The organism is Vibrio sp. RM-69-4 (genome assembly GCF_024743775.1).
Taxonomy (GTDB): Bacteria; Pseudomonadota; Gammaproteobacteria; order Enterobacterales; family Vibrionaceae; genus Vibrio; species Vibrio anguillarum.
Genome location: NZ_JAMQXI010000007.1, coordinates 124,152 through 151,103, shown reverse-complemented (window position 1 = coordinate 151,103; position 26,952 = coordinate 124,152). Strand labels below are relative to the sequence as shown.

Below are 26,952 nucleotides of genomic sequence, written 5' to 3'. Positions count from 1 at the left end.
CCCCGTTTCTGGTTAGAACTGATCTGCACCATCAATACTGGACACCACTCTAAGTGACTTTCCATACCTGTAGTTATCCATATTTTTCTAATTTAGAAAAGTCACTGACTCACAAATGTCCACCGACGTTTCAGATCTTCCTGAACCCTACTAAATGTTACTGCCAAACTTCATGTTGACCAAAAACACTGAGAGGAGGTCATCATGAGAAAGTTATCATCTGGAAAATGCAGTGGCATCAAAAGGCCATTTAAGCTTGAAGAGATCTGGCGGATCAGAACTAGGCTAGAGATTGAAAATGATCTGATGCAGCTCGCACTACTGAACCTAGCTATAGATAGCAAGTTAAGAGCGAGTGATTTGCTAAAACTACACGTTTACGATGTTTCTTCGCAAGGAGTTATCTATGAAAGGGTTCAGTGCATCCAGCAAAAAACTGGCACCGATGTCCACTATGAGATTACTCCGAGAACACAGCAAAGTATTAGCCGATGGATTTTTGCAGCATCTCTAGAGGCAAGCAGTTTTCTATTCCCGAGTAGCCGACGCACTGGGCAACCTATCAGCTACTCATTCTATCGTTCAATTATCAGGAATTGGGCTGCAAAACTGGGACTGAATGCTGACTATTACGGCACTCATTCCATGCGCCGCACCAAAGCCACTTTAATCTATGCCAGAACGAAAAACATCAGGGCCGTACAGATCTTACTTGGACATTCGAAGCTAGATAACACAATTCGATACCTTGGCGTTGAGCTAGAAGACGCTCTGAGGTTGTCTGAGAAAACAGACTGCTGACAGACAGGAGACAGGAGCTGCCACAGGCTTTTCTTCTGAAAAGCCTGTGGCCCAAAACAATTCAGAGCTTCTCTTATTTTGGATAGGTAAGGCTGCACAAAGCTTTGATGATACGTAGTGAAAACTGTCGTTTTTATTCAATCTTTAGCTAAGAGCAAGAACTATGATGTGTGACATCGAAAAGCAATGCTCACTTGAAGAGTCATTGTATAGCATGCAGGATAAAAACGATGTTAAACATTAAACCAATCGATAACCTAGAACAGATTCATTCCCTAAAACAAGTGTACTTTGCTCAATCCACCGCACCCTTAGACGGTATGTGGCATTTCGGTTTTGTACCAATGGCGACTCACTACGGGTTCTATGAACAAGGTGCTCTTGTAGGATACTGCTGTATCAACAGTGATGGTTATATGCTGCAATTTTATCTATCCACCGAGGCGAACACCGATCAAAGAGATTTATTTACGTTAATTACTGATGGAAACAGCTCTGTCATTGGTGACGTTAAAGGCGCTTTTGTTAGCACAGCTGAGACTCAATATCTATCGCTGTGCATGGATAACTCTTTACAGTTTACAGTCAATGCGTTGATGTATCAGCAGATGGAAAAAAGCGATGAAAACGTCCAATGTAACGTTGAACTACAGCAAGCATCCACTGATCAATTGGAGCAGTTTGTTGAATTTGCTGCGGCTAACATTGGAGCACCCAAAGAATGGTTAACTGGCTATTACAACAACCTAATCAATTGCAAAGAACTATTTGGTTACTGGCAGGGAACAGAACTACTTGCCGCAGGTGAATGCCGCTTATTCGACGAATTTCAAACGGAATATGCCGATCTGGGCATGATTGTCGCGCAGTCACAACGTGGGAAAGGCATTGCTACTCAAGTGCTTCACTGGCTCGTAAAAAGCGCCAATGAGCGTAACTTAACGCCAATTTGTTCTACCGAGAGCAGTAATGTAGGTGCGCAAAAGGCAATAAAACGAGCGGGTCTCACGGCAGTCAATCGTATTGTCCAGATTGAATTCGAACTATAGTAACGAATCACAAACTATTTCTGGCTATGCTAGGCTGCTCTGAAATGGGCGTCCCTCATCAAGTTATAGGAATTCTAGATGCTCCATTGGTTATTATCACCGAAAGCTCCAACTGTCGCTAAGTATGTTCAATGCTATTGGCTGATTGAAAAACAACCGAATGCCGAGAGCTATCCATTCCCGAAGCTTAACCCTGACCCTTGTGCTCACTTAATCATTTCGCCCAAAAATCAACGCTATCGTTATGATTTCAATTCGGCTGCTTCTATAGGATTAGGAAGTCATTGGCTCTATCCCCATCAACAAACCGTTGCACTAGATCATACCAATCCGTTCGTTCATCTTGGGATTAAATTTCATACTGGAGCCTTGTATAGCTTGCCCCAATTTTCGAAGCAAGTGGCTCTTTTAGAGCAATCCATGTTACTCGATCAAGTTGAAGAGGTAGCAAGCGGTGACAGGCTTTATAATCTATTGGATTTAGATGAGTTAATTACTCTTGCTCAAAGTGACCCGAATAATTGTGTTGATCAACTCGATACGAAATTAACACCGTGGCTCAAACTGTGCTCTGAAGATAAGCACAGTGAACTTACTCGGCAAGCTTTGAAGCATCTTGATAATACCCCCATCTCTGATTTGGGAGAGCGGCTTTTTTGCTCACAACGAACCTTAGAGAGAAGCTTTCAGCGTGTGACTGGAATGACGCTGAAGCAGTGCCAATCCATGAATCGATTAGAGGTGATGTTAGAGTATATTTATCAGCGAGACTCAGACGCACTCGACTGGGTAGATATTGCGTTCAGATTTGGATTTAGTGACCAACCCCATTTAATCCGCTACCTAAAAAAGCAGTTAGGATTAACGCCGAAAACCTATGAAAAAGAGCGAGGGTTAACAATTGATGTCTATGGTGGTATCACAGCTAGCAACGATTGAGATTGTCGGAAATGTTCAATCTCAGAACCGTTTAATTTGGATAATATCAGGCAATACCAAACAATTTACCAACGGAATATCGGAATGATTAGAAAACTCAAGCCAACAGATATTGAACGCATTTTAACAATTTGGCTTAATGCATCCATCAAGGCTCACGGTTTTGTATCGCCAGAGTTCTGGAAGTCACAAGTTCCCAGCATGCGTGATATCTACATCCCTGCCTCAGAGACTTATGTATATGAAAAAAATGGTGAGATTGTAGGGTTCTACTCGCTATACGAAGACATGTTAGCGGCAATTTTTGTTGCACCAGAGCATCAATGTAAAGGTATTGGTAAAGAGTTAATCGCTCATGTTAAGCCTCAAAGAAATACTCTAACTCTTTCTGTATATAAAGCCAATCACGCAAGCTATCAGTTCTATCTAAAGCAAGGGTTTATCACCATCAGTGAGCAGTTGGATGAGCATACGGGACATCCTGAGTGCATGATGAAGTGGGATCGATATTAGTCACTGGAGTTGTTGTTAGCTCACTTTTGTCCAAAAATGAGCTAGAAATTAATCTCTATTTATTATTGTCATTTCGTCAATCTTAGTAGTAACGAACCTCAAAAATGATCAAACTATATTGTTCTCCGATAATCGCGTTAACCTCAGTTAAATAACGATACAAAAAAGGTCGCTCCTTATGGGCGAACTTTGCAATATAGGGTTTTGAAGTGAAAATGAGTCATCACTTCATCACTTCATCACTTCATCACTTGAAATAGCAATTACTCTTCTTCAGGGTCCGCTTTCGTTTCGGCGCTAAATTCCAACACTTGGTTGTCGATTAAGCGTACTTTACCCAGAAATGCAGACACTAAGATCACCGCTTGTGTGGTCTCATTAGAGATCAGTTGCAGCGTTTTGGCATCGCGAATAAACAACTCATCAGGTTGTAGCCCAGCAGCGCGCAATTGGTCACTGGCATCTTCAATGATCGACGCGTAATCGTCGCGGCCACCACGCAGTGCACTGCTTATCCAACGCATGGTGCGAGCAAGGACAGGTGCACGTTGGCGTTCATCTAACGTCAGCAGCCCGTTACGTGAACTCATCGCCAAGCCATCCATTTCACGGACGGTAGGGACGCCGACAATCTCGATATCCATACAAAGATCGCTGACCATTTGGCGGATCACCGCTAACTGTTGAAAATCTTTTTCACCAAAACAGGCAACATTCGGCTGCACTATGTTGAACAGCTTAGCGACTATGGTTGCAACGCCACGGAAATGCCCTGGTCTTGATGCGCCTTCTAGCATATGAGAAAGCCCCGGTACTTCAACAAAGGTCTGTTTTTCTAATCCTTGCGGGTACATTATTTCTGGGGTTGGGGTAAAGACCAAATCAACCGCTTCCGCGTTGAGTTTACTTAAGTCTTCATCCAGTGTTCTCGGGTAGTTATTTAAGTCATCCGCGCGGTCAAATTGCATCGGGTTAACAAAAATACTGACCACGACCACATTGCCCTCTTCACGTGCTTTACGCACTAGGGTTAAGTGGCCTTCATGTAAATTGCCCATGGTCGGTACAAAAGCGACTCGGCGGCCTTCACGCTTATACTGTTTGATCTGCTCGCGAAGAGCTGAAATGTCAGCAAAAGTTTGCATGAATATCTCCTTTAGGCGATGGTATGAGCGTCATCAGGGAAAGCGGCACTTTCTACATCTGCGATGTATTTTGCGACGGCTTTACGCATATCCCCTGTTTCAGCAAGAAAGTTTTTCGAGAATTTTGGCATGTAATTCGCCGAAATTCCGAACATATCGTGCATTACTAGAATTTGTCCATCGGTCACGTTACCTGCGCCAATGCCAATCACTGGCACATCAAGCACTTCGGTAATTCGCGCTGCTAGGCTGGCCGGTACACACTCTAATAACACAATTTGTGCGCCCGCTTCTTGGAGCGCCAACGCGTCTTTGACCATTCGGTCTGCTTTTTCTTGGTCGCGGCCTTGTACTTTATAGCCACCAAAAATATTGACCGATTGTGGTGTTAAACCAAGGTGTGCGCAAACCGGAACCGCGCGTTCAGTCAGCATTTTCACAGTTTCTACTAGCCAATCACCACCTTCGATTTTGACCATATTTGCACCCGCTTGCATCAATTTAGCGGCGCTTTCACAGGCTTGTTGTGGTGTGGCATAGCTCATAAAAGGCATATCAGCCATCAATAAACAGTTAGGGCTACCAGCACGCACGCTGCGTGTGTGGTAGGCAATCTCTTCGACGGTGACGGGTAGGGTATCTGTGTGACCTTGTAGCACCATGCCTAGAGAATCACCCACTAATAATACAGGCATCTCTTGGCTTTCAAAAAGCTGAGCAAAGCTTGCGTCATACGCGGTGACGGTTGCAAATTTACGACCTTGTTGTTTCCATTGGATCAGATCGTTTATGGTGATTTTTTTCATTAAATGTCCTTACGAGGCGCTGGCGAGTGCCAAATACCGAGCCCGTTACGTTCGACGAGCGGTAACAGTTGATTGAGCTCAGTCCCATCAGGGAGTTGTAAACTTGGTGCAATTTCGGCGAGCGGATAGAGCACGAATTCACGTACTTTCATTCCGTAGTGAGGAATGGTCAATCGCTCGGAATCGATCACCTCATTGCCGTAAAGAAGAATATCCAGATCGAGCGTTCTTGGCCCCCAACGTTCTTCTTTGCGAACTCGCCCTTGCTCTAACTCGATATTTTGGGTGCAATCGAGCAGCTCAAGTGGCGTTAAATCGGTTTCTATCGCAACCACCGCATTGATGTAATCGGGCTGGTTTTGTGGCCCCATCGGTGTACTACTGTACAAGGATGAGGCGCTTAAAAATCGAGAGTGTGGCAAACATTTCAAGGCTTCAATGGCCTGCTTAGCTTGCACGATTGGGTCGCCTAAATTACTGCCAACAGCAATATAAACGAGAATCATGATTCTGGGCGGCTCTTTTTATTACGTGGGCTTCTGCGGCGGCGTACATTGGGTTTGTTACTTGCGCCACTTTCCAAATCATTTGCCATCGCTTGGCGCATATCTCGCCCGGCGCTTTCAAACGTTGTCCACCAGTCAGCCAGCTTCTTCGTCTCTCCGCCTTCGATCTCGCCACGCATTTGTAGAAAATCAAAACCCGCTCGGAATTTGTTGAGCTCCATAAGGCGGAAGGCGCGTTTCCCATTGCGACGTGGTAAGCGCAACTGCAATTGCCAAATTTCGCGAATTGTCGCGGTATGACGACGAGGTATGGCAAGGGTTTTCACCACTTGGTCAAGGATGAGGTTACTCGCTTCCATGACGGCGTCGTAATAGGCGAAATTACGCTGCTGCATTAACGCATCAGCCAGTTTCACTGTCGGGTACCAGAACATGGCCGCAAACATGAAGGCTGGGTTGATGCGTTTACCTTCTTCAATACGCAGGTCGGTTGAGTCTAAGACCAGATCCAACATCTGTTCTGTGTGCGAGTCGTAGTCTGGAGTGAACTCTTGAGCTATCACAGGGAACAACTGCTGGAACAGGTTGTACTCACGCATTAAGTGGTAGGTTTCTAAACCGTGGCCGGTTTGCAGCATCTTTAGCGATTCTTCGTACAAACGTGCCGCAGGAATATCTTGCAGTAAAGGAGCAAGATGTTCGATTGGGTCGGCAGTCTCTTCTTCGATATCGAAATCGAGCTTGGCCGCAAAACGAATCGCACGCAACATGCGCACTGGGTCTTCACGGTAGCGCGTTTCAGGATCGCCAATTAAGCGGATGAGCTTATCTTCTAAGTCGTCCATGCCGCCAGCATAATCATGAATGCTGTAATCACCGATGTTGTAATACATGGCGTTAATCGTGAAGTCACGGCGTTCAGCATCTTCATCAATGGTGCCGTAGACGTTATCACGAAGCAGCATACCCGCTTCAGATTGTGCTGAGACGTTTTGGCTCGGCTCTTGATGGTGTCCACGGAAAGTCGCCACTTCCACTACGTCGCGGCCAAACATGATGTGCGCTAAGCGAAAGCGACGGCCGATCAAGCGGCAATTGCGAAACTGTTGGCGTATTTGCTCTGGTGTTGCATTAGTGGCGATATCAAAATCTTTTGGTGTCTCACCTAATAGTAGGTCGCGTACTCCACCACCGACTAAATAGGCGTCAAAACCTGCGCCATGAAGTCGGTATAGCACCTTGAGCGCATTATCGCTGATTTGCTTGCGCGAAATATTGTGTTCATCACGAGTGATAATATTTAGAGCTAAGTCTTGGTAAACGCGATTTTCGCGTGGTGTATAGTCGTTTTTATTCATGTGCATCTGGCAATAATTGGTTTTTGCCAACCTTGCTTTTGTTATTTAAAGTGCCCGTTCGGGACGATTTTGCGGCTAATCATAGCGTAAGGATAGCCTTTTGAGAATCACGGTGTGATCTCGGTCTCCCGAGGGAGTTGTTCAACGTGCCAATTCTGACTGCCCCAAAAGATAATTTCATCGATGGAAGCGTCGCTAATCTCTTGTTTTATCTCAAACCCTAAAAAGCGCATTGCCTTAAGCAAGGTAGGTTTAGGGTTTTGAATATCAATGGCTGTGGCATGATTCTGTTTGGATAATTTATTGCCATTACCATCCATCGCGAGCGGCAGGTGAAGGTAGCTTACCGGAGTTTTATGTAAGCAATGATACAAGCTGATTTGTCGTCCTGTTGGTTCAATTAAATCGGCTCCCCGCACCACTTCCGTCACTCCTTGATCGATATCATCGAGCACTACGGCAAGATTATAAGCAAATAAACCGTCACGTCGCTTAATGATGAAGTCTTCCTGTGCTAATGCTTTAGGAATGTGAATTTCGCCATGTTTTTGGTCGAAAAATGACTCTACCGGTGTATCAACACGCAACCTAACCGCGCAATCTTCGGTTAATGTTGGTTTTTTATAGCGGCATGTACCGGGATAAAAGCCACCCATCTGTTTAATTTGTTTACGCGTGCAATCACAATAATAGGCTTGCCCTGATTCAAGCCAAGCCTCAATTTGATCTTGGTATAAAGTGTGGCGCTGGCTTTGATAAACCACCTCGCCATCCCAATGCAAACCATAGGCTTCAATGGCTTGAAGTATCAGGGTGGAGGCTCCTGGCATTTCCCTTGGCGGATCTAAATCTTCGATGCGAACCAACCACTTACCTTGCTGTGATTTTGCTTGAAAGTAGCTGCCAAGTGCAGCGATCAAAGAACCAAAATGAAGTGGGCCTGAAGGTGATGGGGCAAATCGGCCAATATAGTGCATTGCGATTCATCCAAGTTACAAGTTATTTGGGTATCGAGTGAAAACAAAAAGGGAGCTTTAGCTCCCTTTTTTAACACAAACAAAAGGTAAGATTAACCTTGCATCTGTTTTTCTTTAAGTTCGGCTAGCGTTTTGCAGTCAATGCAAAGGTCCGCCGTTGGTCGAGCTTCTAAGCGACGAACGCCGATTTCCACGCCACAAGATTCACAAAAACCAAAATCATCTTCTTCAATTTTGCTTAATGTTTTTTCAATTTTCTTGATCAAGCGACGTTCACGGTCACGGTTACGCAATTCCAAGCTGAATTCTTCTTCTTGAGAAGCGCGATCAACGGGATCGGGAAAGTTTGCGGCTTCATCTTGCATATGGTGAACGGTACGCTCAACTTCTTCACGAAGTTGGTTGCGCCAAGCACTTAAAATTTTTGTAAAGTGAGCTATTTGCTCAGGTGACATATACTCTTCACCTGGCTTTTCCTGATACGGCTCAACACCTGCAATGGCTAGGATGCCTATCGCTTTTTTCTTTAATTCCGGCATGCAGCATCTCCTACTAACACCTAGTCAACTGCGCGAGCAGCTAATTTTAGGCGGGTATCTATAGCAAAAAGATCTATAGGAGGCAAACACTCAATCGTAAACTTATTGTCAATGTGAAGGCGCCATCAATTTTTTGTCGCTAATGGGCGAATTCTACAGTGTTAACGAGCTTGATTTCATTCCTTGAAAGTACAGCCTTGTAGCACAGTACTTCCACCCCTTCTTTTTGCGCTTGTTTCAATAATAGTGAATAGTTTGCGTCTATATGGAGTGCAGGCGAGACTTTTTCAATCCCTGAATGCAAAACAGCAAACAAAAGTACTGCTCTGCTTCCACTTTTTGCCATTTCCGTTAATTCACGCAAATGCTTTTGTCCACGCGTTGTAACGGCATCGGGGAAATAACCTTGTCCTGAATTGCAGGCGATATCGTCGTGTGGAGAGTAACGTTCATCCAATAAGGTGACGCTTTTCACTTCTATATAGCACGTCGGTTTAGAGGGTGATTTGAGCAAGATATCAATTCGGCTATTTTCTTGGCCGTAGCGCACTTCAGTTTGTAATTGCTCATATCCTTGCAGCTCTTTGATGATGCCGTTTTGAATCGCTTCTACTGCCAGCGTATTCGCCCGAGCCGTGTTGACGCAAATGCAGTGGCCTTGCTGGGTTTCAGTCAGCTCCCAACTGTGTGGGTATTTACGTTTAGGGTTGTCCGAGGTGGAGAACCAGACACGATTACCCGCCTCGGCGCAGCCCGTCATCGCGCCAGTATTGGCGCAGTGAATAGTCTCTTGTTGACCATCGGCAAACTCAATGTCGGCCAAAAAACGCTTGTAGCGTTTGAGTAAGGTCGCGGATCTAAGTGGAGGATTGAACTGCATTTATCTACTGTTTTTATGTACAATGTTGCCGCCATTTAACCATAAGGATTGCACATTGTCACAATTGCCCATTCAAGCTGTGATGCCCGAGCTGCTGGCGGGAGTACAAGCTCACCCACAGATGATTGTCAAAGCCGCTCCTGGCGCGGGTAAGTCGACCCATTTCCCGTTACAGCTATTAAAAGCGCAATTATTCACGGGTAAGATCATCATGCTTGAACCGCGTCGTTTGGCGGCGCGCAATATTGCTTGCTATTTAGCACAGCAATTAGGTGAGAGTGTTGGGCAAACCGTCGGCTATCGTATGCGTGGTGAGAGTAAAGTCAGCGCAGCGACACAGCTTGAAATTGTGACAGAAGGGATCATGACACGTATGATCCAAACCGATCCTGAGCTAAGCGGAATCGATCTCTTGATCTTCGATGAGTATCACGAGCGGAGTATTCACGCGGATACGGCTCTCGCATTAAGTTTGGAAGTGCAATCAGCTCTGCGAGAAGATCTTAAAATCGTCGTAATGTCGGCAACCTTAGATCAACTGGCATTGCAGTCATTATTACCCCAAGCACTTTATGTGCAATCTGAAGGTCGCGCTTATCCGGTTGAAGTGCGCTATGCACCGCTGCGAGCCAATGATTATCTTGTGCCGACGATGAGCAAACAGATTGAAGGCTTGATGCGAGCTGAAAGTGGCTCTCTGCTGGCTTTTTTACCTGGCGTTTCAGCCATTAAACAGCTTGAACAGCAGCTCGCACACTTAGCCGATGAGTTTGATATTTGTCCTTTATACGGGCAGTTGAGTCTACAAGCGCAGCAAAAAGCGATTGCGCCTGCAGTAGCAGGCAAACGGAAAATTGTGCTAGCGACTAATATTGCCGAAACATCGCTGACCATTGAGGGGATACGCTTAGTGGTGGATGCAGGGCTAGAGCGGATAGCGAAGTTTGATCTTAAAACGGGCATCACTCGTTTAGAGCAAGTGAAAATTGCCCAGTCATCGGCGCAGCAACGCACGGGGCGCGCCGGACGCCTAGAACCTGGCATCTGTTTGCGCCTTTACAGCGAAGCACAATATAAGCAGCAACCCCAAGTGCCGAGCGCGGAAATATTGCACAGTGACTTAGCGCCTTTAGCGATGGAGCTTGCGCAGTGGGGTGTGGTGTCGGTCAACGATTTGCCTTGGCTGGATACACCACCACCAGCAGCGATGCAGCAAGCTTGGAGTCTATTGCATACGCTTGGTTTGATGGACAGCAAACAGCAGCTCAGCGCATTGGGTAAAAAAGCGCAGTCACTCGGTGTGGAACCAAGGCTGGTGAGTATGCTGCTCAACGCCCATGAAACGAGTGATTCAATGCTCAATACGGCGCTCGCTGTGACCGCTTTATTGGAAGAGCCTGAGCGTAATGTGCTGGATTTACAACATAGCTTAATGCGTTGGCAGCAAGCGACTCACCCTAAAACACAAAACCTACATCAGCGTGCCACGACGCTTGTGCGCGCATTCGGTGGCCAATTTCAGCTAACACAAGTGGATGAATCATTGCTGGCGTTGGTGCTGAGTTTGGCTTTTCCCGATCGTATTGCCCAGCGTCGCAGCGAGTCGCAACGGGGGCAGTTTTTACTGGCGAATGGTCACGGTGCGCAAATGCGTGACGATGAACGCCTCGCGGGCGCACACTATTTAGTGGTGGTGGATTTAATGCGCAGCGGCTCACAAGCGAGCCAAATCTTTGTTGCGACAGAGTTGGATATGGATGCACTGCAAGCCCATTTTCCGGAGCTATTTAGTACGCAAGAACGAGTCGATTGGGATGAGAAAGCAGGGAAACTGTGCGCGGAAAAGCTAACCCTGTGCGGTAAATTGGTCATTGAGCGTGAAGCGCTGCCAGAGCCTGCTCATGAAAAAATGACGCAAGCTTTGCTCAATTATGTTCGTCGCAAGGGGCTATCGGTATTACAGTGGAGCGAAGCGGCGAGCGCTTTATTAACGCGCATACGTTGCGCTGCGCAATGGCTACCGGAAGCGGCGTGGCCTGCTGTCGAGGAACAAGCGCTGCTTGATGATCTTGAAATTTGGTTAGCCCCCTATTTAGTCGGAGTAAAATCGGTCAAAGCGTTAGCGAAAGTACCGCTTTTTGATGCGCTCAATGCCTATTTAGGTTGGCCATTAAACCAAGAGATTGATCGCTGGCTTCCAACTCACCACCCGCTACCCACAGGTAATCGAGCCGCCATTCGTTATCAACTGGGCGCGGAGCCGATGCTGTCGGTCCGTATGCAGGAGATGTTTGGCGAGCAAGATTCCCCTACCATCGCTCAAGGGCGCAAAAAAGTGGTGATGGAACTGCTCTCACCTGCTCAGCGGCCTTTGCAGGTAACTCAAGATCTCGCCGGTTTCTGGCAGGGTGCTTATAAAGAAGTACAAAAAGAGATGAAAGGGCGTTACCCAAAACACGTTTGGCCTGATGATCCTGCCAACCACATAGCGACGACGAAAACTAAGCGGCAATTAGCACAATGACAACCCAGAAAAAGCCTACGGGCACTCAAAAAAATAGCGTAAAAAAACCTTCACGTCGCCCGGCTAAGAAGCCTTCACCGCCACGCAAAGCATGGTGGAAAATTGTGTGGGGTATTGGCTGGAAACTGAGCCTTGCACTGGCCGCAGTGCTGTTGTTCGTTGGTATTTACCTAAATAGCGTGGTTAAACAACGCTTCGAAGGTCAGCTTTTTGATTTACCGACCGTTGTGTATGCGCGCATTTTGAATTTAGCACCCGGTGATGACATCCCGCTGCAAGAGCTGCGCAATGAGCTTGATGTACTCAACTATCGCAAAGTGAACCAACCACGCTATGCTGGCGAGTACTCTTCATCATCAAGCAAAATTGAGATCATCCGCCGCCCTTTTGAGTTTGCCGATGGCCCTGAGCCTGACCGCCATGTGATGCTCCATTTTAATGACAGCGGTTTAGTCCGTATCCAATCTCTTGAGCAAAAAGGGGATTTAGGTTACTTGCGTATTGAGCCCAAAATGCTCGGCATGCTTGAAAAAGGTAACGATGAGCAGCGGCTATTTTTACGTCGTGATCAGTTTCCTGAAGTGATGGTGGATGCGTTGCTTGCGACCGAGGATCGCTATTTTTATCAACATGATGGCATCTCTCCATTTGCGATTGCCCGTGCTTTAGTGGCCAACATTAAGGCTGGGCGCACCGTGCAAGGCGGCAGCACGTTAACTCAACAGCTGGCAAAAAATATTTTCTTATCCAGCGATCGAACCTTATGGCGTAAAGTGCGTGAAGCCTATATGGCGCTCATTATCGACTACCGCTACAGTAAAGATCGCATTTTAGAAGCCTATCTAAATGAGGTTTATTTGGGGCAAAGTGGCGGTGAGGCGATTCACGGTTTCGGCCTCGCCTCACGGCTTTATTTCGGTCAACCATTGCAAGAATTGCGCATTGATCAATTAGCGTTGTTAGTGGGCATGGTTAAAGGGCCTTCTTATTATAACCCTGCGCGTTACCCTGAACGTGCTAAAGAGCGTCGCGACTTGGTTTTAAAGCTGATGATGCAGCAAGATATTTTGACGGCTAAACAGTTTGAACAAGCGGCCAGTCGACCGTTAGATGTGCAAAAGCATCCTCACATTGCCAGCCGGCAGCCCGCGTATTTTCAGCAGTTAAAAATTGAACTGAAAGAGAAAGTGGGCGAGATCTTCAAAGCGGATACTGGCTTGCGCGTTTTTACCTCGCTCGATCCTGTTTCGCAAGCCAAATTGGAGCTGGCGATTGATCGACAAATTCCAGTGCTTTCCAAAACTGCGGGGAAAAACTTAGAAGCCGCAGCAATCGCTGTTGATCGAACCAGTGGTGAGATCCGTGCCATGGTTGGCGGTAAACAGACCGGTTATGACGGCTTTAACCGCGCTTTAAATGCAAGCCGTCCTATCGGCTCGTTAGTCAAACCAGCGGTCTATCTCACCGCACTCGCACAGCCAGATAAATACAACTTAGCCAGCACGCTTATCGATAAACCTATCACACTCAAAGGGAACAAAGGCGAAGTGTGGTCACCGCGCAACTTTGATCGTCAGTTCCGTGGTGAAGTGCCGCTGTATCTCGCGTTAGCCAAATCACTTAATGTGCCTACGGTACAATTGGGCATGCAGCTTGGGATTGAACAAGTTTCTGACACTTTGGTGCGGCTCGGTGTCAACAAAGAGGAGATCCGTCCTGTACCGTCGATGTTTCTTGGCGCGTTTTCTCTGACGCCTTATCAAGTGGCGCAGATGTACCAAACCTTAACCAACTCGGGTAAAAAAGCGCCCTTATCGGCGCTGCGCTCGGTACTGGATTTAGAGGGCAATGTGCTCTATCAATCAATTCCCAAAGTATCCCAAGCCGTTGAGCAGCAAGCGGCGTGGCTTACAACTTATGCGATGAAGCGAGGAGTACTTGAAGGGACCGGGCGCTATCTCAATAACCAGTTCGCTTGGGCGGCATTGGCGGGGAAAACTGGTACCACTAACGATAGCCGCGACAGTTGGTTTGTCGGGGTGGATGGCCGTGAAGTCACCACAGTTTGGCTTGGCCGCGATGATAATCAGCCGATCAAACTTACGGGTTCGAGTGGTGCATTACGGGTGTACGCGGAATATTTACAACATCGGATCCCAGAAAAATTACTTCTTCCTTGGCCGCAAGGCATTACCACGATTGGCTTTAAAACCAGTGCTGAGGGGGAATTAGTCCAAGATTGTCACAACGAATTTAAACTGCCCATGTGGGATAAAAGCGGCGCATTGAAACAGAGCTGTGATAAACAACCAGGACAATGGTTAAAAAATCTCTTTCAGTGGTAGCTGGGGGAGTTTATATTAAATTGATTTAAAAGGGATTTAAGGAAGAGTCGTGAAACAGTTTTTAAGTAACTTATTGTTCTTGGTATTCATGTTTCCTGCGACTTTCGCGGTGGCTGATGAGCCACAAGCTGAAAAACCTATGCTGGACAGTGCTGTGCGTCCCAAAGTTGCCGTCGTTCTTGCGGGAGGAGGTGCAAAAGGTGCAGCGCACATTGGCGTTCTCAAAGCGCTGGAAGAGATGCGCATCCCCGTTGATTTCATTACTGGTACCAGCATGGGCGCTTATGTGGGCGGCCTCTATGCCAGTGGTATGAGCGCCGATGAAATTGAAAGTTTAATTTACAGCGTAGATTGGAATGAAGGTTATCGTGACCGGGTCAACCGTAGCCAACGTCGTGTTCGGGATAAAGAGTACGAAGACCGCTATCAACTGACCACCGACCTTGGACTGCGTTGGGGGGAGATCCGCGCACCACGCGGTGTGGTGCAAGGGCAGAATATGTTGCGTATTTTGCGAGAAACGTCGGGCAATCTCTCTGAATTTCAGTCCTTTGACCAACTGCCTATCCCTTATCGCGCGGTAGCCACTGATATCATTGCTCTTGAGGAAGTAGTGTTGGATCGTGGCTATTTAGTGGATGCGATGATGGCGAGTATGTCAGTACCCGGAGCACTGCCACCTTACGAAGTTAATGGTCGTTGGTTAGTCGATGGCGGTGTGACCAATAACATGCCTGTTGATGTTGCACGTGCCTTAGGGGCTGATATTGTTATCGCGATAGATATCAGTACCGATTACAAAAACCAAGAAGCTTTCACCACCTTTTTGACGGTAGCCGATCAGCTTTCCAACTATCTCGTACAAAGAAGCACTCAAAAACAAGCACGTTTATTGAATGAGCAAGATGTCTTTTTACGCCCTGATGTCGGCAGTATGGAAACCACTGAATTTGATAAAATGCCTACCGCTTATGAAAAAGGGTATGAGATTGCAATGGCGAACCAATCGGTATTGACTTCGTTGTCATTATCGAGTGCTAGTTATCAACGCTATGTGGAAGCAAAACAAGCTCGCCGCAGGGCTTTAATTTATGGCGATGATGTGCAGGTTGATGAAATCGTACTCAACAACCGCAGTCATTACAGCGATCAATTGTTAAAAAACCGTTTACATTTAAAGACAGGACAACCGCTATCAACCGAGCAGATTGAAGCGACGGTCGAAAATCTCTATGCATTGGATCGCTTTGAGTTAGTGACCTATGAATACCGAGAATTTGAAGGAAAGAACCAACTGGTCATCGATGTAAAAGAGAAATCTTGGGGGCCAAATTACCTCAATTTTCGCTTTTTCTTAGAAGATGATTTTCATACGGATAGTCAGTATGCGCTGGGTATCTCTTCCAATTTCACTAACTTAAATTCGTTTGGTTCAGAATTACGTTTCAATTTAGAAATGGGCACCGATAAGATCATCGAAGCGGAGCTTTTTTCTCCTCTGTTCTCAGGGCAAAAAGCGTTTACCTCAGCTTTGATTTCGTTTAGCAATGATAAACGTAATAAGCCAATGCAAGGGTTTGATGACACCAGTCTAGAAGCCAGTAAAGATTATTTGCCGATCAGCTATTTAGAATGGATTGGAGAATTGTCGCTTGGTTATCAAGATAAATTATGGCGAGAGTTTAAGGTAGGGATCCGCTATACCGATGGGGAGGCTGAAGTCTCAAATTGGCCATCCATGGGAAATATGGATTACACCCGTGCTGGTGTGTTTGCTAACTACCGCATTGATACCTTAGATGACTTCAGCTTGCCTACCCATGGTGTTTATCTTGATCTTGAGTATCTTGCATCGCACGATAAAGTTTCTGGCGTCTCTTCCGATCTTGAATCAAACGATACCGTGTATGAATTTTCCGGTGAATTAATCGCTGCTTATAGCCTTGGCAGGCATACTTTGGTCGGTAATCTTGATTACGGTGTGGTGCAAAGTAAAAATTCCAGTGAACCGATAAACCCTAAATCGATTGGTGGTTTCTTAAATTTATCAGGTATTCCTCGTAACAGCTTGATTGGACAGAATAAAGCGTTCACCAGTTTGGTGTATCGTTATCGCTGGTTTGATAATGACTTTGGCCTGTTCAGTTCCCCATTTTATGTCGGTGCATCAATAGAATACGGCGGTGTATGGTCTGATCCTGATCTAAGCTTTGATACCGCCCCATTATACGGTGCGGGATCGGTGTTTGCCGGGGTTGATTCACCGATTGGACCGATTATGTTTGCTTATGGTCGAACCGAAGATAATTTTGATTCGATATACTTGAGTATTGGCACTACCTTTTAGCGAGAATTGAGCTGAAAAGTGGGCGGTAAGTGACTCAAAAATCATAGAACTTTAGTCTTAAGTTGCTATGTTGGTCAAAATGATAAGATTTTAATTTAAAGTTAAATTTGCTATTCTTCGTCCCACAGTTTGGCCTCTCTGCCGCTGATTACATAAAAATATCTGGCAATGGAGAGCCAAGTTTCCAAGGATGTTTGCCCATCATGTCAATAATAATGGGGTAAACCGCAATGAGAGGAAAAAGTCGTGCTTGAAGCCTACCGTAAACACGTCGCAGAGCGTGCTGCCGAAGGAGTTGTTCCTAGACCCCTAAATGCTGAACAAGTCGCAGGACTTGTTGAACTGTTGAAAAATCCCCCTCAAGGTGAAGAAGCGTTCATGCTTGATCTCCTTGAAAATCGAATTCCTCCCGGTGTGGATGAGGCCGCTTATGTTAAAGCGGGCTTTTTAACCGCCATCACTAAAGGTGAGGTCTCTTCACCGTTAGTGAGCCGCGCAAAAGCTGCGCAACTACTCGGAACTATGCAAGGTGGTTATAACATCGAGCCGCTAGTCTCATTGCTTGATGATGCTGAGCTGGCACCGATTGCGGCTGATGCACTATCGCGTACTCTACTGATGTTTGATGCGTTCTATGACGTTGAAGAGAAAGCAAAAGCGGGTAATGCACATGCACAAAAAGTGTTGCAATCATGGGCAGACGCGGAATGGTTCCTTTCAAAACTGGCGCTTCAAGAGAAGATCACGCTAACCGTATTTAAAGTTACTGGTGAAACCAACACTGATGATTTGTCACCAGCGCCAGATGCATGGTCACGGCCAGATATTCCAGTGCACGCACTGGCTATGTTGAAAAATGAACGTGAAGGCATTCAACCTGATAAAGCAGGCAGCATTGGCCCTATCACTCAAATCGAAGCTCTAAAAGAGAAAGGCCATCAGCTAGTCTATGTGGGTGATGTGGTCGGTACAGGCTCGTCTCGTAAATCCGCGACTAACTCTGTTTTGTGGTTTATGGGTGACGACATCCCATTTGTGCCCAATAAACGCGCGGGTGGCTACGTGCTCGGCGGTAAAATTGCACCGATCTTCTTCAACACCATGGAAGATGCCGGCGCGTTGCCGATTGAAGTTGACGTTACCAAACTCAACATGGGGGATGTGATTGATGTTTACCCATTTGAAGGCAAAGTGTGCAACCACGACACTGGCGAAGTACTTGCTACGTTCAAGCTTAAAACCGATGTATTGATTGATGAAGTGCGCGCTGGCGGCCGTATTCCACTGATCGTTGGTCGTGGTTTAACGGATAAAGCACGCGAAGCACTAGGCTTAGAAGCGTCAACAGTATTTCGTCGCCCAGTTGCAGTGGCTGATACAGGCAAAGGTTATACACTGGCTCAGAAAATGGTCGGTAAAGCATGCGGCGTGACGGGTGTTCGTCCTGGGACTTACTGCGAACCTAAAATGACCACGGTTGGATCGCAAGATACCACGGGCCCGATGACACGTGATGAATTGAAAGATTTGGCGTGTCTCGGTTTCTCTGCTGACTTAGTCATGCAATCTTTCTGTCATACCTCGGCTTATCCAAAGCCTGTTGATGTGAATACCCACCATACCTTGCCTGATTTCATCATGAACCGTGGCGGTGTTTCACTGCGTCCGGGTGATGGCGTTATTCACTCATGGCTAAACCGTATGTTGTTACCTGATACCGTCGGTACTGGTGGTGACTCGCATACACGATTCCCGCTTGGCATTTCATTCCCAGCCGGTTCTGGCTTGGTTGCTTTTGCGGCCGCAACGGGTGTGATGCCACTGGATATGCCAGAATCTGTCTTGGTGCGTTTCAAAGGTGAAATGCAGCCGGGCATCACGCTGCGCGATCTAGTGCACGCGATTCCTTATTACGGGATTAAGCAAGGCCTGCTTACAGTGGCGAAAGCGGGGAAAATTAACGAATTCTCTGGCCGTGTGCTAGAAATCGAAGGGGTTGAGCACTTAACGGTTGAGCAAGCGTTTGAACTTTCTGATGCCTCGGCAGAACGCAGTGCTGCAGGTTGTACGGTTAAATTGTCACAAGCCTCAATTGAAGAGTACCTCAACTCTAACATCACTATGTTGAAGTGGATGATCGCCGAAGGTTATGGTGACCGCCGTACTATTGAGCGTCGTATTACGGCGATGGAAGCGTGGCTAGCCAATCCTGAGTTGATGCAAGCGGATAGTGATGCAGAATACGCACATGTGATTGAGATTGATCTTGCTGAGATTAAAGAGCCGATTTTATGTGCGCCAAATGACCCAGACGATGCGCGCTTACTTTCTGATGTACAAGGTACGCCTATTGATGAAGTCTTCATCGGTTCTTGTATGACCAACATTGGTCACTTCCGCGCGGCAGGTAAATTGCTTGAGAAGTTCAATGGTCAGTTAGATACGCGTTTGTGGGTTGCGCCACCGACTAAGATGGACAAAGATCAGCTTATCGAAGAGGGCTATTACGGCATCTTTGGTCGCGCTGGGGTACGCATTGAAACTCCAGGATGTTCGTTATGCATGGGTAACCAAGCGCGTGTTGCCGATAAAGCGACCGTTATGTCGACTTCGACTCGTAACTTCCCGAACCGTTTAGGGACCGGCGCGAATGTTTACCTTGCTTCGGCAGAGCTGTCGGCCGTGGGTGCCATTTTAGGCCGCATTCCGACACTGGAAGAGTACTTAGAGTACGCGAAGCAGATCAACGCAACTGCAGCTGACACCTATCGCTACCTCAACTTCCATCGTATGGCGCAATACACTAAAAAAGCAGACAGTGTGATTGTCCAGCAAGCGGTGTAAGAGCTATCCAAGCTAACCTCCTAATAAAAAAGCCACCGATTCGGTGGCTTTTTACCATTCTAGCTTCTCACTCAATGCTGAAATAACATTAGATTAAGTTCGATTGGTGGCTGCAATGCTCCGCCAACAATGACTTGCCCCATAATTCATAACGTTGTTCTTTCAATGGAGTTAAAATGAGCGTGAACGTCATATGGTATTCAGCGAAATAGTTATTGCCGGTAAGACAAGCTAAAAACACACGCGACATTACGCGCGGTCATTTCTACATTTTGCGCCGCTTCGGCAAGGGCTGTAGGCAAGTCGACCGAGCGTGGAACGACACTGAATACCGCATCAATGCCATGTGGGTGAACAACGGCGCAGTCTGCTGACAAGCAGCCTGCAATGCCGATCACTGGCACGGAAAAAAGTTTGGCAGTGCGCGCAACACCGATTGGCGTTTTACCGTGAATGGTTTGGCTATCAATGCGTCCTTCCCCAGTGATGACTAAATCGGCATCCTTTACCACATCGCTAAGGTTCACGGCATCCATCACAATTTCAATGCCCGGACGAAGGCTCGCTCCTAGTAGACCAACCAGCGCCGCACCTAAACCGCCTGCCGCGCCAGCACCCGGCATCTCTTTCACATCACGACCTAATTGCGTTTTGATGATGTTTGCATAATGCGCAAGGTTGGCATCAAGTTGCGCGACCATCTCGGGTGTTGCTCCTTTTTGTGGGCCAAAGACGTGCGAAGCGCCTTGTACGCCGCACAGTGGATTATCGACATCGCAGGCGACCTCCAGTTTGATGCGGGCTAAACGTGGGTCCAGTAGTGTGAGATCAATCGAGGCCAGTTTTGACAATTCACCGCCACCAAAGCCTAATGGATTGCCATCTGAATCAAGCAGTTGAATGCCGAGGGCTTGCGCCATGCCGAGGCCACCATCGTTGGTTGCACTGCCACCAATGCCGATGATGATGTGTTCAACACCTTGATCGAGCACGGTTTTAATCAGCTCACCAGTACCGTAGCTTGTGGTGTTCATTGGGTTGCGTTGCTCTGGCGGCACCAGGTGTAAGCCCGATGCGGCCGCCATCTCAATGATCGCTGTTTTACCATCACCCATTAAGCCATAAAAAGCCTCGACTTGTTCACCTAGCGGCGCCGTCACCGTTGTGGTAACAATCGATCCATTAGTGGCATCAACCAGTGATTGGACCGTCCCTTCGCCGCCATCAGCCATCGGTAACTTAATGTAGTGCGCATCGGGCAACACTTGTTTGAATCCATTCTCTATCGCGGTGGCGACTTCCATTGCCGTTAGGCTCTCTTTATAAGAATCTGGAGCAATAACAATTTTCATTTTTTAACACCTTAACTGCGTTAAACAAACAGACCAAATACGCCAAAAATCATCACAGAAATGAAGGCAATCACTAAACCTACTGCCGATTCATAAGGAATTAAGGTGAGACGCTCACGAATGTCCATATGTACCGCTCCGCCCGTGGCGTGGAAGAAACTACCGTGTGGCATATGATCAAGTACGGTCGCACCTGAATGGATCATGGCAGCCCCTGCCAGTGCGGGTACGCCTAGTTCGAGTATAGTGGAGCTAAAGACGCTGGAGGCAACGGCTGTACCTGCGGTGGTTGAAGCGGTTGCCAGTGACATCATTGCACCTGAGATCGGTGCAAGCAGGTAAGAAGGTAACCCAGAAGCGGTCAGTACTTCGATTAAACCGCCTTTAAGACCTGAATTGGCGATGATGCCGGCTAAAGTACCAGTACCAAGCAGCATAACCGCAACCGGAGCCATGCGTGTTAAACCTGAAACCGCGAAGTGGTTAGTGTCTGCAAATCGTCCCATCACGACCGCACCGACTAATCCGCCTAATGGGAGTGCAATTAAAGGATCCACATTGATGCCAGCGATAGGGCGTAGTGCGAGTAACACAATCGCCACTAATGGTGCGATGATCGCTGAGCTAAAGCGGGGTAGCCTAGAATGATCCACCGCAACGACTTCACTGGCAGAGACTTTACTTCCTTTATTGACTAAACGTTTGGCAATCAAGTAAGCCACAATAAGCCCGCAGATCCCAGGAATAATACCCGCCGCCATTACAGAAGTAAGTGGCACGTTAAACGCGTCGGCTGCGGCAATCGCATTAGGGTTAGGTGACATTACGTTACCCGCTTTACCGCCGCCAATCATCGCTAGCAGAATGGCCGCCTTGGAGAGATCGGCACGGCGAGCGATCGCCAGAGCGATAGGAGATACGGTGATTACTGCCACGTCGACAAACACGCCGACCGCAGTCAAAATTAAGGTTGCTAAGGCCAAGGCAAATAAAGCGCGAGTTTCTCCAACCTTTTTCACTATGGTTTCTGCAATGGAAGTGGCAGCGCCTGATTCAATCAATACACCAGCCAAAATACCTGCTGCAAGAATGCGTAGTACTGCGGTCACAATGCCTTGTGCGCCACCAATCATCAGAGCAACGGTGTCGGTCAGCGATACACCGCCGATCACGCCACCGACCAACGCGCCGATGATCATGCCATAGGCGGGTGGTACTTTTTTTAGAATGAGCGTGATAGCCACGACTAATGCGGCCAGAGCTCCGAGAGTTGAAACTTCAATCATCTTCTATATCCATATTTTTTATCAGTGATTGGCTGCAATATAGGGAGCAAAAATAAAAGAGTCTTCAGTCTATTGCACAGATTACTGGCTTTGACGCGACTGATTAATTGTGCAAATGCACAATTTTATGTTTTTATTTGAAGCAAGATAAAGCCAAATAAAGGTGAGTAATGTCATTTAACTGATTGAATTTTAAAGCGGTTACTTGCTCAATTTTTTCAAGCCTATAGCGCAAGGTATTACGGTGAATATGCAGTGCTTGGCAAGTTTGATGGACATCGCAGTTTTGCTCAAAATAATGGCGGAGGGTTTTAATTAATATTCCCTTAGTGTCATACCGTTCCAGCAGGGTATAGGGTTGGCGTAACTGCTCGCGGCTCCATGGCTCATGCTGTACGCTATTGAGCAGTACAGGTAACTTATCATCTTGATAAAAGAAGACGTCTCCCTGTTTATGGTGGGAGGCTTGCATCGTCAACTTGGCGGTTTGATAAGATTGAGCCAGCCCTGAGAGCGTTGGAAAATAATCACCTAGTGCAATTTTGATGGTGAATTTGCCCTCTTTTTTCACTCGCTTCAACAGTTGATTGACTCGTTTCGTTTCGGCCTCTTGTGACCAACCTTTTTCGGTGAGTGAGATGGGTTTTAAAACCACCACTTCGTTGTGAGAAACTGAAATGATCCCCACCAAATTGTCCCGTTCAGGGTATTCCAGCAGATGCACTAACTGCTGTAAGTGTTCTAGCGATAAGGCGGTATCGTTATCTGGGATCAATTTGACCACGGCAGCGATACGCGGCTGGGAAAGGTCGAGCCCTAATCGTTCGGCGATTGAATTGAGCTGTGTTTCATTGAGAGTTGCACCTTGAATTAGTTGTAATAGCAGCTCTTCACGGTGGCGCTTATTCCACTGTACTTGTGCCATCAGCGCAGCTTGTTCAACGATAAGCTCCGCCGTCATTTTGACCAGTTCGCCATAACGATGAACCTCCGTTGGGTTACCGGAAATTCCAACCACGCCGATCACCCGTTGTTGATAAATGATGGGGAAATTGATGCCGGGTTTAACGCCTTTTAGGTAACTGGCGGTGGCATGATCAATTTCAACCACTCGATTTTCATTGATGGCTAAAATCGCCCCTTCGTGTTTCTGGTGTAAACGAGTGGGATCACCTGAGCCAATAATGCGTCCCTTTTCATCCATTACGTTGACTGAATAAGTGATGATCTTCATCGCTCTTTCTACAATCTGGCGTGCGGTGGTTTCTGTGATCTGCATAATCTCAAGTGGTTTCGTTAGCCATAATCACCGATAATAACAAAGTTATCCGTATCCCCAAGCACCAATATCGAGAACCCGATGGACTACGAATTTAAAAAAAACACCCTAGATGGGAGCTATTACTGCTCTTTTTCGATGGGGCACGAAATTATTGGCCGTTGGCTACAAGAGGAGATCAGCAACGATCTTCCCAAAATAGATCAAGTTATTGCGCTAATGGCAGCATCGAAACGTGCATTTAATCAAGAGCAGACGCTTGAGGGGCAGGAAATCAGCGTGATGATTCTTGCCGATGAGGTCACGGTTCAGGCCAATGTTTTGACGCATGGTGAAGCGCTTGATAGTGACAGTGAGTTTGATTTTTACGATTGTGAAAGCACCGCAAGCTGCGGCATTGATGATTTTGCTTTGATGATCAAGCAGTGGTGCGAATTTGTACGTTACTCACCTGCGGACTTCACTTAGCGCTGCACAAAACTGGTGAAGATTAAACACTTCGCTTTATTTGTGGGAAAGGGTTGCACCTCATTTGTGCAACCCTTTTCTTTTTGGCATAGGAAATGGTTAAAAATCTTTTAAAAACATTGGTTTAAAAAGTTGGCACGCAGCTTGGATTGTATTGATCGTAAACGGACTACTGCTTGTGAGAGGATGCAATGAAACTGATCAACGCGATAATTAAACCATTTAAGTTAGACGATGTGCGTGAAGCTTTGGCCGATGTCGGCATCGAAGGGATGACGGTTTCCGAAGTGAAAGGCTTTGGTCGCCAAAAAGGGCACACCGAGCTCTACCGAGGCGCGGAATATCAAGTCGATTTTCTGCCTAAAGTGAAATTAGAAATAGCGACACAAGCTGAAAATGTCGATCGCGTGATAGAGGCGATCATCAAAGCGGCGCACACCGGAAAAATTGGTGACGGAAAAATTTTTGTGTATGACCTCAGCCAAGCTGTGCGTATTCGCACTGGCGAAATGGACAGTGAAGCACTGTAAAGATTCAAAGGATTGGAGATAACCATTATGGAATTAGCAGCAACGGTAACAGAGCTACGTTACGCACTCGATACGTTTTTTTTCTTAATTTCGGGTGCGTTGGTGATGTGGATGGCAGCTGGCTTTGCCATGTTAGAAGCGGGTTTAGTCCGTTCTAAAAACACCACTGAAATTTTAACCAAAAACTTTTGTTTGTACGCGATTGCCTGTACCACGTATTTAGTGGTTGGTTACAACATTATGTATGTTGATAACGCAGAAGCAGGCTGGCTGCCTTCATTCGGCTCCTTGATAGGTAGCCAAGCAGAAGGCGCGGATCACTCCCTTGAATCAGACTTTTTCTTCCAAGTGGTGTTTGTGGCAACCGCGATGTCGGTGGTTTCTGGCGCTGTCGCTGAGCGAATGAAATTGTGGTCGTTCCTTATTTTTTCCGTCGTTTTGACCGCATTCATTTACCCAATGGAAGGCTATTGGACTTGGGGCGGTGGCTTTCTTTCTGCTGCCGGTTTCAGTGATTTTGCAGGCTCTGGTATTGTTCACTTAGCGGGTGCATCGGCGGCGCTAGCTGGGGTCATCTTGTTGGGAGCACGTAAAGGTAAATACGGTAAAAATGGTGAAATTTACCCTATTCCGGGCTCCAACATGCCACTTGCGACTTTGGGTACATTTATCCTGTGGTTTGGCTGGTTTGGTTTTAACGGTGGTTCACAACTAATGCTGTCTGATTTTGAAAACGCGACAGCGGTGGGTCAGATCTTCCTCAACACCAATGCCGCTGCAGCAGCGGGTTCTATCGCGGCTCTATTAGTGTGTAAAACCACTTGGGGTAAAGCGGATCTAACCATGGTGCTCAACGGTGCGTTGGCCGGGTTAGTGGCTATTACCGCTGATCCTCTCTCTCCATCACCACTGTATGCAGTAGCAATTGGTGCCGTAGCGGGTGTGTTGGTGGTGTTTAGCATTATTGCCCTTGATAAAGTGAAAATTGACGATCCTGTGGGCGCAATTTCAGTACATGGCGTATGTGGTTTGTTCGGTTTAATGGTTGTGCCAATCAGCAATACTGATGCGACTTTTGGCGCTCAACTACTTGGAGCCGCAGTGATTTTCGCTTGGGTATTTGGTGCAAGCCTTGTGGTTTGGGGCATCCTTAAGGCAACGATAGGCATTCGAGTTTCGGAAGAAGAAGAGTTAGAAGGGATGGATATGCACGACTGTGGGGTGGGGGCCTACCCAGAATTTGTCACAATAAAGTAATATTTCCTTACAGATAACCTACCTAGAAACCTGCCGATTAAGGCAGGTTTTTTTATTGATTGAATTGTTTTTCAATCCATCATCAATATAATAACGAAACTGATAAACATTATCATTACCAATTTTAAAGGGAACTAGAAATGAAGAAACTGCTTACTCTGTCTGCGATGGCATGTAGTGTGATGGCTCCGAGCGCGATGGCGGCAGAGGAGGTCAACGTTTACTCATACCGCCAACCATTTTTGATTGAGCCGATGTTTAAAGAGTTCACTCAACAAACGGGCATCAAAGTGAATGTGAAGTTTGCGAAAGAAGGGATTGCTGAGAAATTGGTACAAGAGGGTGAATACAGCCCTGCAGACGTGATTTTAACCTCAGAATTTAGCCGTCTTTTTGAGTTATCTGAAAAAGGTTTAGTCCAGGCGGTGGATAACAAAACCATTGAAACTAACATTCCTGCCCAATATCGCGATAGCGAAGACGAGTGGTTTGCACTGACTGTGCGTACCCGTAGCGTCTATTCATCACGCGATCGCGTAGGCAAGCTGGGTGATGACTTCAACTACGCTGACCTCGCTAAGCCTGAATTTAAAGGCAAAATCTGTACTCGTAGTGGTAAGCACCCTTACAACGTGGCGCTGGTTGCATCCATGATTGCAGAGCAAGGCGAAGCGAGCACTAAAGTTTGGCTTGAAGGTGTCAAAGCAAATTTAGCACGTAAGCCTCAAGGTAATGATCGTGACCAAGTTAAAGCGATTAAAGAAGGTTTGTGTGATGTCTCATTGGGTAATAGCTATTATTTAGGGAAAATGTTAGCTGATGAGAAGCAAAAATCATGGGCTGAAGCCGTCTACATCAACTTCCCCGGCCAGAATGCGCAAGGCACGCACGTTAACGTGAGTGGTATGGCGATGGCGAAGTACGCGCCTAACAAAGAAAACGCAGTTAAGCTGATGGAGTTTTTGACCAGCGATAAAGCACAGCACATGTACGCTGACGTCAACTTTGAATACCCAGTAAAAGCAGGTGTTGAGCGTTCTGCACTAGTCGCTTCATGGGGCGATTTTAAAGCGGATCCACTGCCGCTCGAAAAAATTGCCGACAAACATGCCGCGGCAATTAAGCTGCTTGATGAAGTGAAATTTGACCTTTAATCGGTTCTAGGGGTATAACAGTGCCCCTATTCTATTGAAGGGGCATGAGATGT

At 46.8% G+C, this 26,952-nt stretch carries 22 protein-coding genes; 12 read left to right on the top strand and 10 right to left on the bottom strand.

The genetic code is table 11. From position 1 onward, the window contains the following. The first annotated feature begins 204 nt into the window (after positions 1-204). The 4 genes from NB504_RS00670 to NB504_RS00655 all read left to right on the top strand — a co-directional run bounded on the left by NB504_RS00670 (position 205) and on the right by NB504_RS00655 (position 3,302). On the top strand, positions 205-801 hold the full coding sequence (locus NB504_RS00670; protein WP_017050941.1) for a tyrosine-type recombinase/integrase: 597 nt from the start codon (positions 205-207) through the stop codon (positions 799-801). Between the two features lie 230 nt (positions 802-1,031). Beyond that, positions 1,032-1,850 (top strand): GNAT family N-acetyltransferase, encoded by an 819-nt coding sequence (locus NB504_RS00665; protein WP_017050940.1) that lies wholly within the window; start codon positions 1,032-1,034, stop codon positions 1,848-1,850. A 78-nt stretch (positions 1,851-1,928) separates the two neighbouring features. Further along, positions 1,929-2,789, top strand: coding sequence for a helix-turn-helix domain-containing protein (locus tag NB504_RS00660; protein WP_017049058.1), 861 nt, complete (start codon positions 1,929-1,931; stop codon positions 2,787-2,789). 84 nt (positions 2,790-2,873) lie between these two features. Beyond that, a complete protein-coding gene (locus NB504_RS00655) occupies positions 2,874-3,302 on the top strand; it encodes an N-acetyltransferase (protein ID WP_017049057.1) in 429 nt (142 codons plus the stop codon). Between the two features lie 263 nt (positions 3,303-3,565). Here the strand turns inward: NB504_RS00655 and panC are convergent, their stop codons facing one another. From panC to sfsA, 7 genes are all read right to left on the bottom strand, one after another. After that, a complete protein-coding gene (gene panC / locus NB504_RS00650) occupies positions 3,566-4,447 on the bottom strand; it encodes a pantoate--beta-alanine ligase (RefSeq protein WP_010319549.1) in 882 nt (293 codons plus the stop codon). Between the two features lie 11 nt (positions 4,448-4,458). Then, positions 4,459-5,253 carry a 3-methyl-2-oxobutanoate hydroxymethyltransferase gene (gene panB / locus NB504_RS00645; RefSeq protein WP_010319550.1) on the bottom strand — a complete coding sequence of 265 codons (795 nt, stop codon included), beginning with the start codon at positions 5,251-5,253 and terminating at the stop codon, positions 4,459-4,461. After that, positions 5,253-5,759, bottom strand: a complete 507-nt coding sequence (gene folK, locus NB504_RS00640; protein WP_258428080.1) for a 2-amino-4-hydroxy-6-hydroxymethyldihydropteridine diphosphokinase — start codon at positions 5,757-5,759, stop codon at positions 5,253-5,255. Before folK ends, panB begins: the two co-directional genes overlap by 1 nt. Beyond that, positions 5,756-7,117 (bottom strand): polynucleotide adenylyltransferase PcnB, encoded by a 1,362-nt coding sequence (pcnB, locus tag NB504_RS00635; RefSeq protein WP_026028232.1) that lies wholly within the window; start codon positions 7,115-7,117, stop codon positions 5,756-5,758. Before pcnB ends, folK begins: the two co-directional genes overlap by 4 nt. Positions 7,118-7,224: 107 nt before the next feature. Beyond that, positions 7,225-8,094, bottom strand: a complete 870-nt coding sequence (gene gluQRS / locus NB504_RS00630) for a tRNA glutamyl-Q(34) synthetase GluQRS (protein ID WP_019283262.1) — start codon at positions 8,092-8,094, stop codon at positions 7,225-7,227. A gap of 92 nt (positions 8,095-8,186) precedes the next feature. Further along, complete coding sequence (dksA, locus tag NB504_RS00625) at positions 8,187-8,633, bottom strand: RNA polymerase-binding protein DksA (RefSeq protein WP_013857662.1); 447 nt, start codon at positions 8,631-8,633, stop codon at positions 8,187-8,189. Positions 8,634-8,772: 139 nt separating this feature from the next. Next, positions 8,773-9,513 carry a DNA/RNA nuclease SfsA gene (sfsA, locus tag NB504_RS00620; protein WP_017048364.1) on the bottom strand — a complete coding sequence of 247 codons (741 nt, stop codon included), beginning with the start codon at positions 9,511-9,513 and terminating at the stop codon, positions 8,773-8,775. Positions 9,514-9,568: 55 nt separating this feature from the next. Here sfsA and hrpB point away from each other — a divergent pair, with 55 nt between their 5' ends. From hrpB to acnB, 4 genes are all read left to right on the top strand, one after another. Beyond that, on the top strand, positions 9,569-12,037 hold the full coding sequence (gene hrpB / locus NB504_RS00615) for an ATP-dependent helicase HrpB (RefSeq protein ID WP_258428079.1): 2,469 nt from the start codon (positions 9,569-9,571) through the stop codon (positions 12,035-12,037). Next, a complete protein-coding gene (gene mrcB, locus NB504_RS00610; RefSeq protein WP_258428078.1) occupies positions 12,034-14,382 on the top strand; it encodes a penicillin-binding protein 1B in 2,349 nt (782 codons plus the stop codon). The genes hrpB and mrcB overlap by 4 nt, the downstream gene beginning before the upstream one ends. Before the next feature lie 88 nt (positions 14,383-14,470). Next, complete coding sequence (locus NB504_RS00605; RefSeq protein WP_258428081.1) at positions 14,471-16,729, top strand: patatin-like phospholipase family protein; 2,259 nt, start codon at positions 14,471-14,473, stop codon at positions 16,727-16,729. A gap of 246 nt (positions 16,730-16,975) precedes the next feature. Next, entirely contained in the window at positions 16,976-19,573 is a 2,598-nt protein-coding gene (gene acnB, locus NB504_RS00600; protein ID WP_094165873.1) for a bifunctional aconitate hydratase 2/2-methylisocitrate dehydratase, read from the top strand. 212 nt (positions 19,574-19,785) lie between these two features. On the opposite strand, the gene NB504_RS00595 is transcribed toward acnB, so the two are convergent. The 3 genes from NB504_RS00595 to NB504_RS00585 all read right to left on the bottom strand — a co-directional run bounded on the left by NB504_RS00595 (position 19,786) and on the right by NB504_RS00585 (position 23,490). Next, positions 19,786-20,925, bottom strand: a complete 1,140-nt coding sequence (locus NB504_RS00595) for a glycerate kinase (RefSeq protein WP_094133032.1) — start codon at positions 20,923-20,925, stop codon at positions 19,786-19,788. A 20-nt stretch (positions 20,926-20,945) separates the two neighbouring features. Continuing rightward, positions 20,946-22,211, bottom strand: coding sequence for a GntP family permease (locus tag NB504_RS00590; RefSeq protein WP_013857655.1), 1,266 nt, complete (start codon positions 22,209-22,211; stop codon positions 20,946-20,948). A gap of 133 nt (positions 22,212-22,344) precedes the next feature. Continuing rightward, entirely contained in the window at positions 22,345-23,490 is a 1,146-nt protein-coding gene (locus NB504_RS00585) for a sugar diacid recognition domain-containing protein (RefSeq protein ID WP_017048371.1), read from the bottom strand. An 81-nt stretch (positions 23,491-23,571) separates the two neighbouring features. Here NB504_RS00585 and NB504_RS00580 point away from each other — a divergent pair, with 81 nt between their 5' ends. The 4 genes from NB504_RS00580 to NB504_RS00565 all read left to right on the top strand — a co-directional run bounded on the left by NB504_RS00580 (position 23,572) and on the right by NB504_RS00565 (position 26,899). Further along, positions 23,572-23,958: a YacL family protein gene (locus NB504_RS00580; RefSeq protein ID WP_010317535.1), complete on the top strand. Its 387-nt coding sequence runs from the start codon at positions 23,572-23,574 to the stop codon at positions 23,956-23,958. Between the two features lie 191 nt (positions 23,959-24,149). Beyond that, positions 24,150-24,488 carry a P-II family nitrogen regulator gene (locus NB504_RS00575; protein WP_010317537.1) on the top strand — a complete coding sequence of 113 codons (339 nt, stop codon included), beginning with the start codon at positions 24,150-24,152 and terminating at the stop codon, positions 24,486-24,488. 27 nt (positions 24,489-24,515) lie between these two features. Beyond that, complete coding sequence (locus NB504_RS00570) at positions 24,516-25,745, top strand: ammonium transporter (protein WP_026027365.1); 1,230 nt, start codon at positions 24,516-24,518, stop codon at positions 25,743-25,745. A gap of 140 nt (positions 25,746-25,885) precedes the next feature. Then, positions 25,886-26,899 carry a Fe(3+) ABC transporter substrate-binding protein gene (locus tag NB504_RS00565; protein WP_258428077.1) on the top strand — a complete coding sequence of 338 codons (1,014 nt, stop codon included), beginning with the start codon at positions 25,886-25,888 and terminating at the stop codon, positions 26,897-26,899. Positions 26,900-26,952: the final 53 nt, after the last annotated feature.

Coding starts and splice junctions, on each gene's coding strand:
- gluQRS (WP_019283262.1), bottom strand. CDS start 8,094: ATGCACTATATTGGCCGATTTGCCCCATCACCTTCAGGCCCACTTCAT.
- NB504_RS00655 (WP_017049057.1), top strand. CDS start 2,874: ATGATTAGAAAACTCAAGCCAACAGATATTGAACGCATTTTAACAATT.
- dksA (WP_013857662.1), bottom strand. CDS start 8,633: ATGCCGGAATTAAAGAAAAAAGCGATAGGCATCCTAGCCATTGCAGGT.
- NB504_RS00605 (WP_258428081.1), top strand. CDS start 14,471: ATGTTTCCTGCGACTTTCGCGGTGGCTGATGAGCCACAAGCTGAAAAA.
- panB (WP_010319550.1), bottom strand. CDS start 5,253: ATGAAAAAAATCACCATAAACGATCTGATCCAATGGAAACAACAAGGT.
- NB504_RS00575 (WP_010317537.1), top strand. CDS start 24,150: ATGAAACTGATCAACGCGATAATTAAACCATTTAAGTTAGACGATGTG.
- NB504_RS00595 (WP_094133032.1), bottom strand. CDS start 20,925: ATGAAAATTGTTATTGCTCCAGATTCTTATAAAGAGAGCCTAACGGCA.
- pcnB (WP_026028232.1), bottom strand. CDS start 7,117: ATGAATAAAAACGACTATACACCACGCGAAAATCGCGTTTACCAAGAC.
- NB504_RS00570 (WP_026027365.1), top strand. CDS start 24,516: ATGGAATTAGCAGCAACGGTAACAGAGCTACGTTACGCACTCGATACG.
- NB504_RS00590 (WP_013857655.1), bottom strand. CDS start 22,211: ATGATTGAAGTTTCAACTCTCGGAGCTCTGGCCGCATTAGTCGTGGCT.
- NB504_RS00660 (WP_017049058.1), top strand. CDS start 1,929: ATGCTCCATTGGTTATTATCACCGAAAGCTCCAACTGTCGCTAAGTAT.
- NB504_RS00665 (WP_017050940.1), top strand. CDS start 1,032: ATGTTAAACATTAAACCAATCGATAACCTAGAACAGATTCATTCCCTA.
- NB504_RS00670 (WP_017050941.1), top strand. CDS start 205: ATGAGAAAGTTATCATCTGGAAAATGCAGTGGCATCAAAAGGCCATTT.
- NB504_RS00565 (WP_258428077.1), top strand. CDS start 25,886: ATGAAGAAACTGCTTACTCTGTCTGCGATGGCATGTAGTGTGATGGCT.
- NB504_RS00580 (WP_010317535.1), top strand. CDS start 23,572: ATGGACTACGAATTTAAAAAAAACACCCTAGATGGGAGCTATTACTGC.
- mrcB (WP_258428078.1), top strand. CDS start 12,034: ATGACAACCCAGAAAAAGCCTACGGGCACTCAAAAAAATAGCGTAAAA.
- sfsA (WP_017048364.1), bottom strand. CDS start 9,513: ATGCAGTTCAATCCTCCACTTAGATCCGCGACCTTACTCAAACGCTAC.
- NB504_RS00585 (WP_017048371.1), bottom strand. CDS start 23,490: ATGCAGATCACAGAAACCACCGCACGCCAGATTGTAGAAAGAGCGATG.
- folK (WP_258428080.1), bottom strand. CDS start 5,759: ATGATTCTCGTTTATATTGCTGTTGGCAGTAATTTAGGCGACCCAATC.
- panC (WP_010319549.1), bottom strand. CDS start 4,447: ATGCAAACTTTTGCTGACATTTCAGCTCTTCGCGAGCAGATCAAACAG.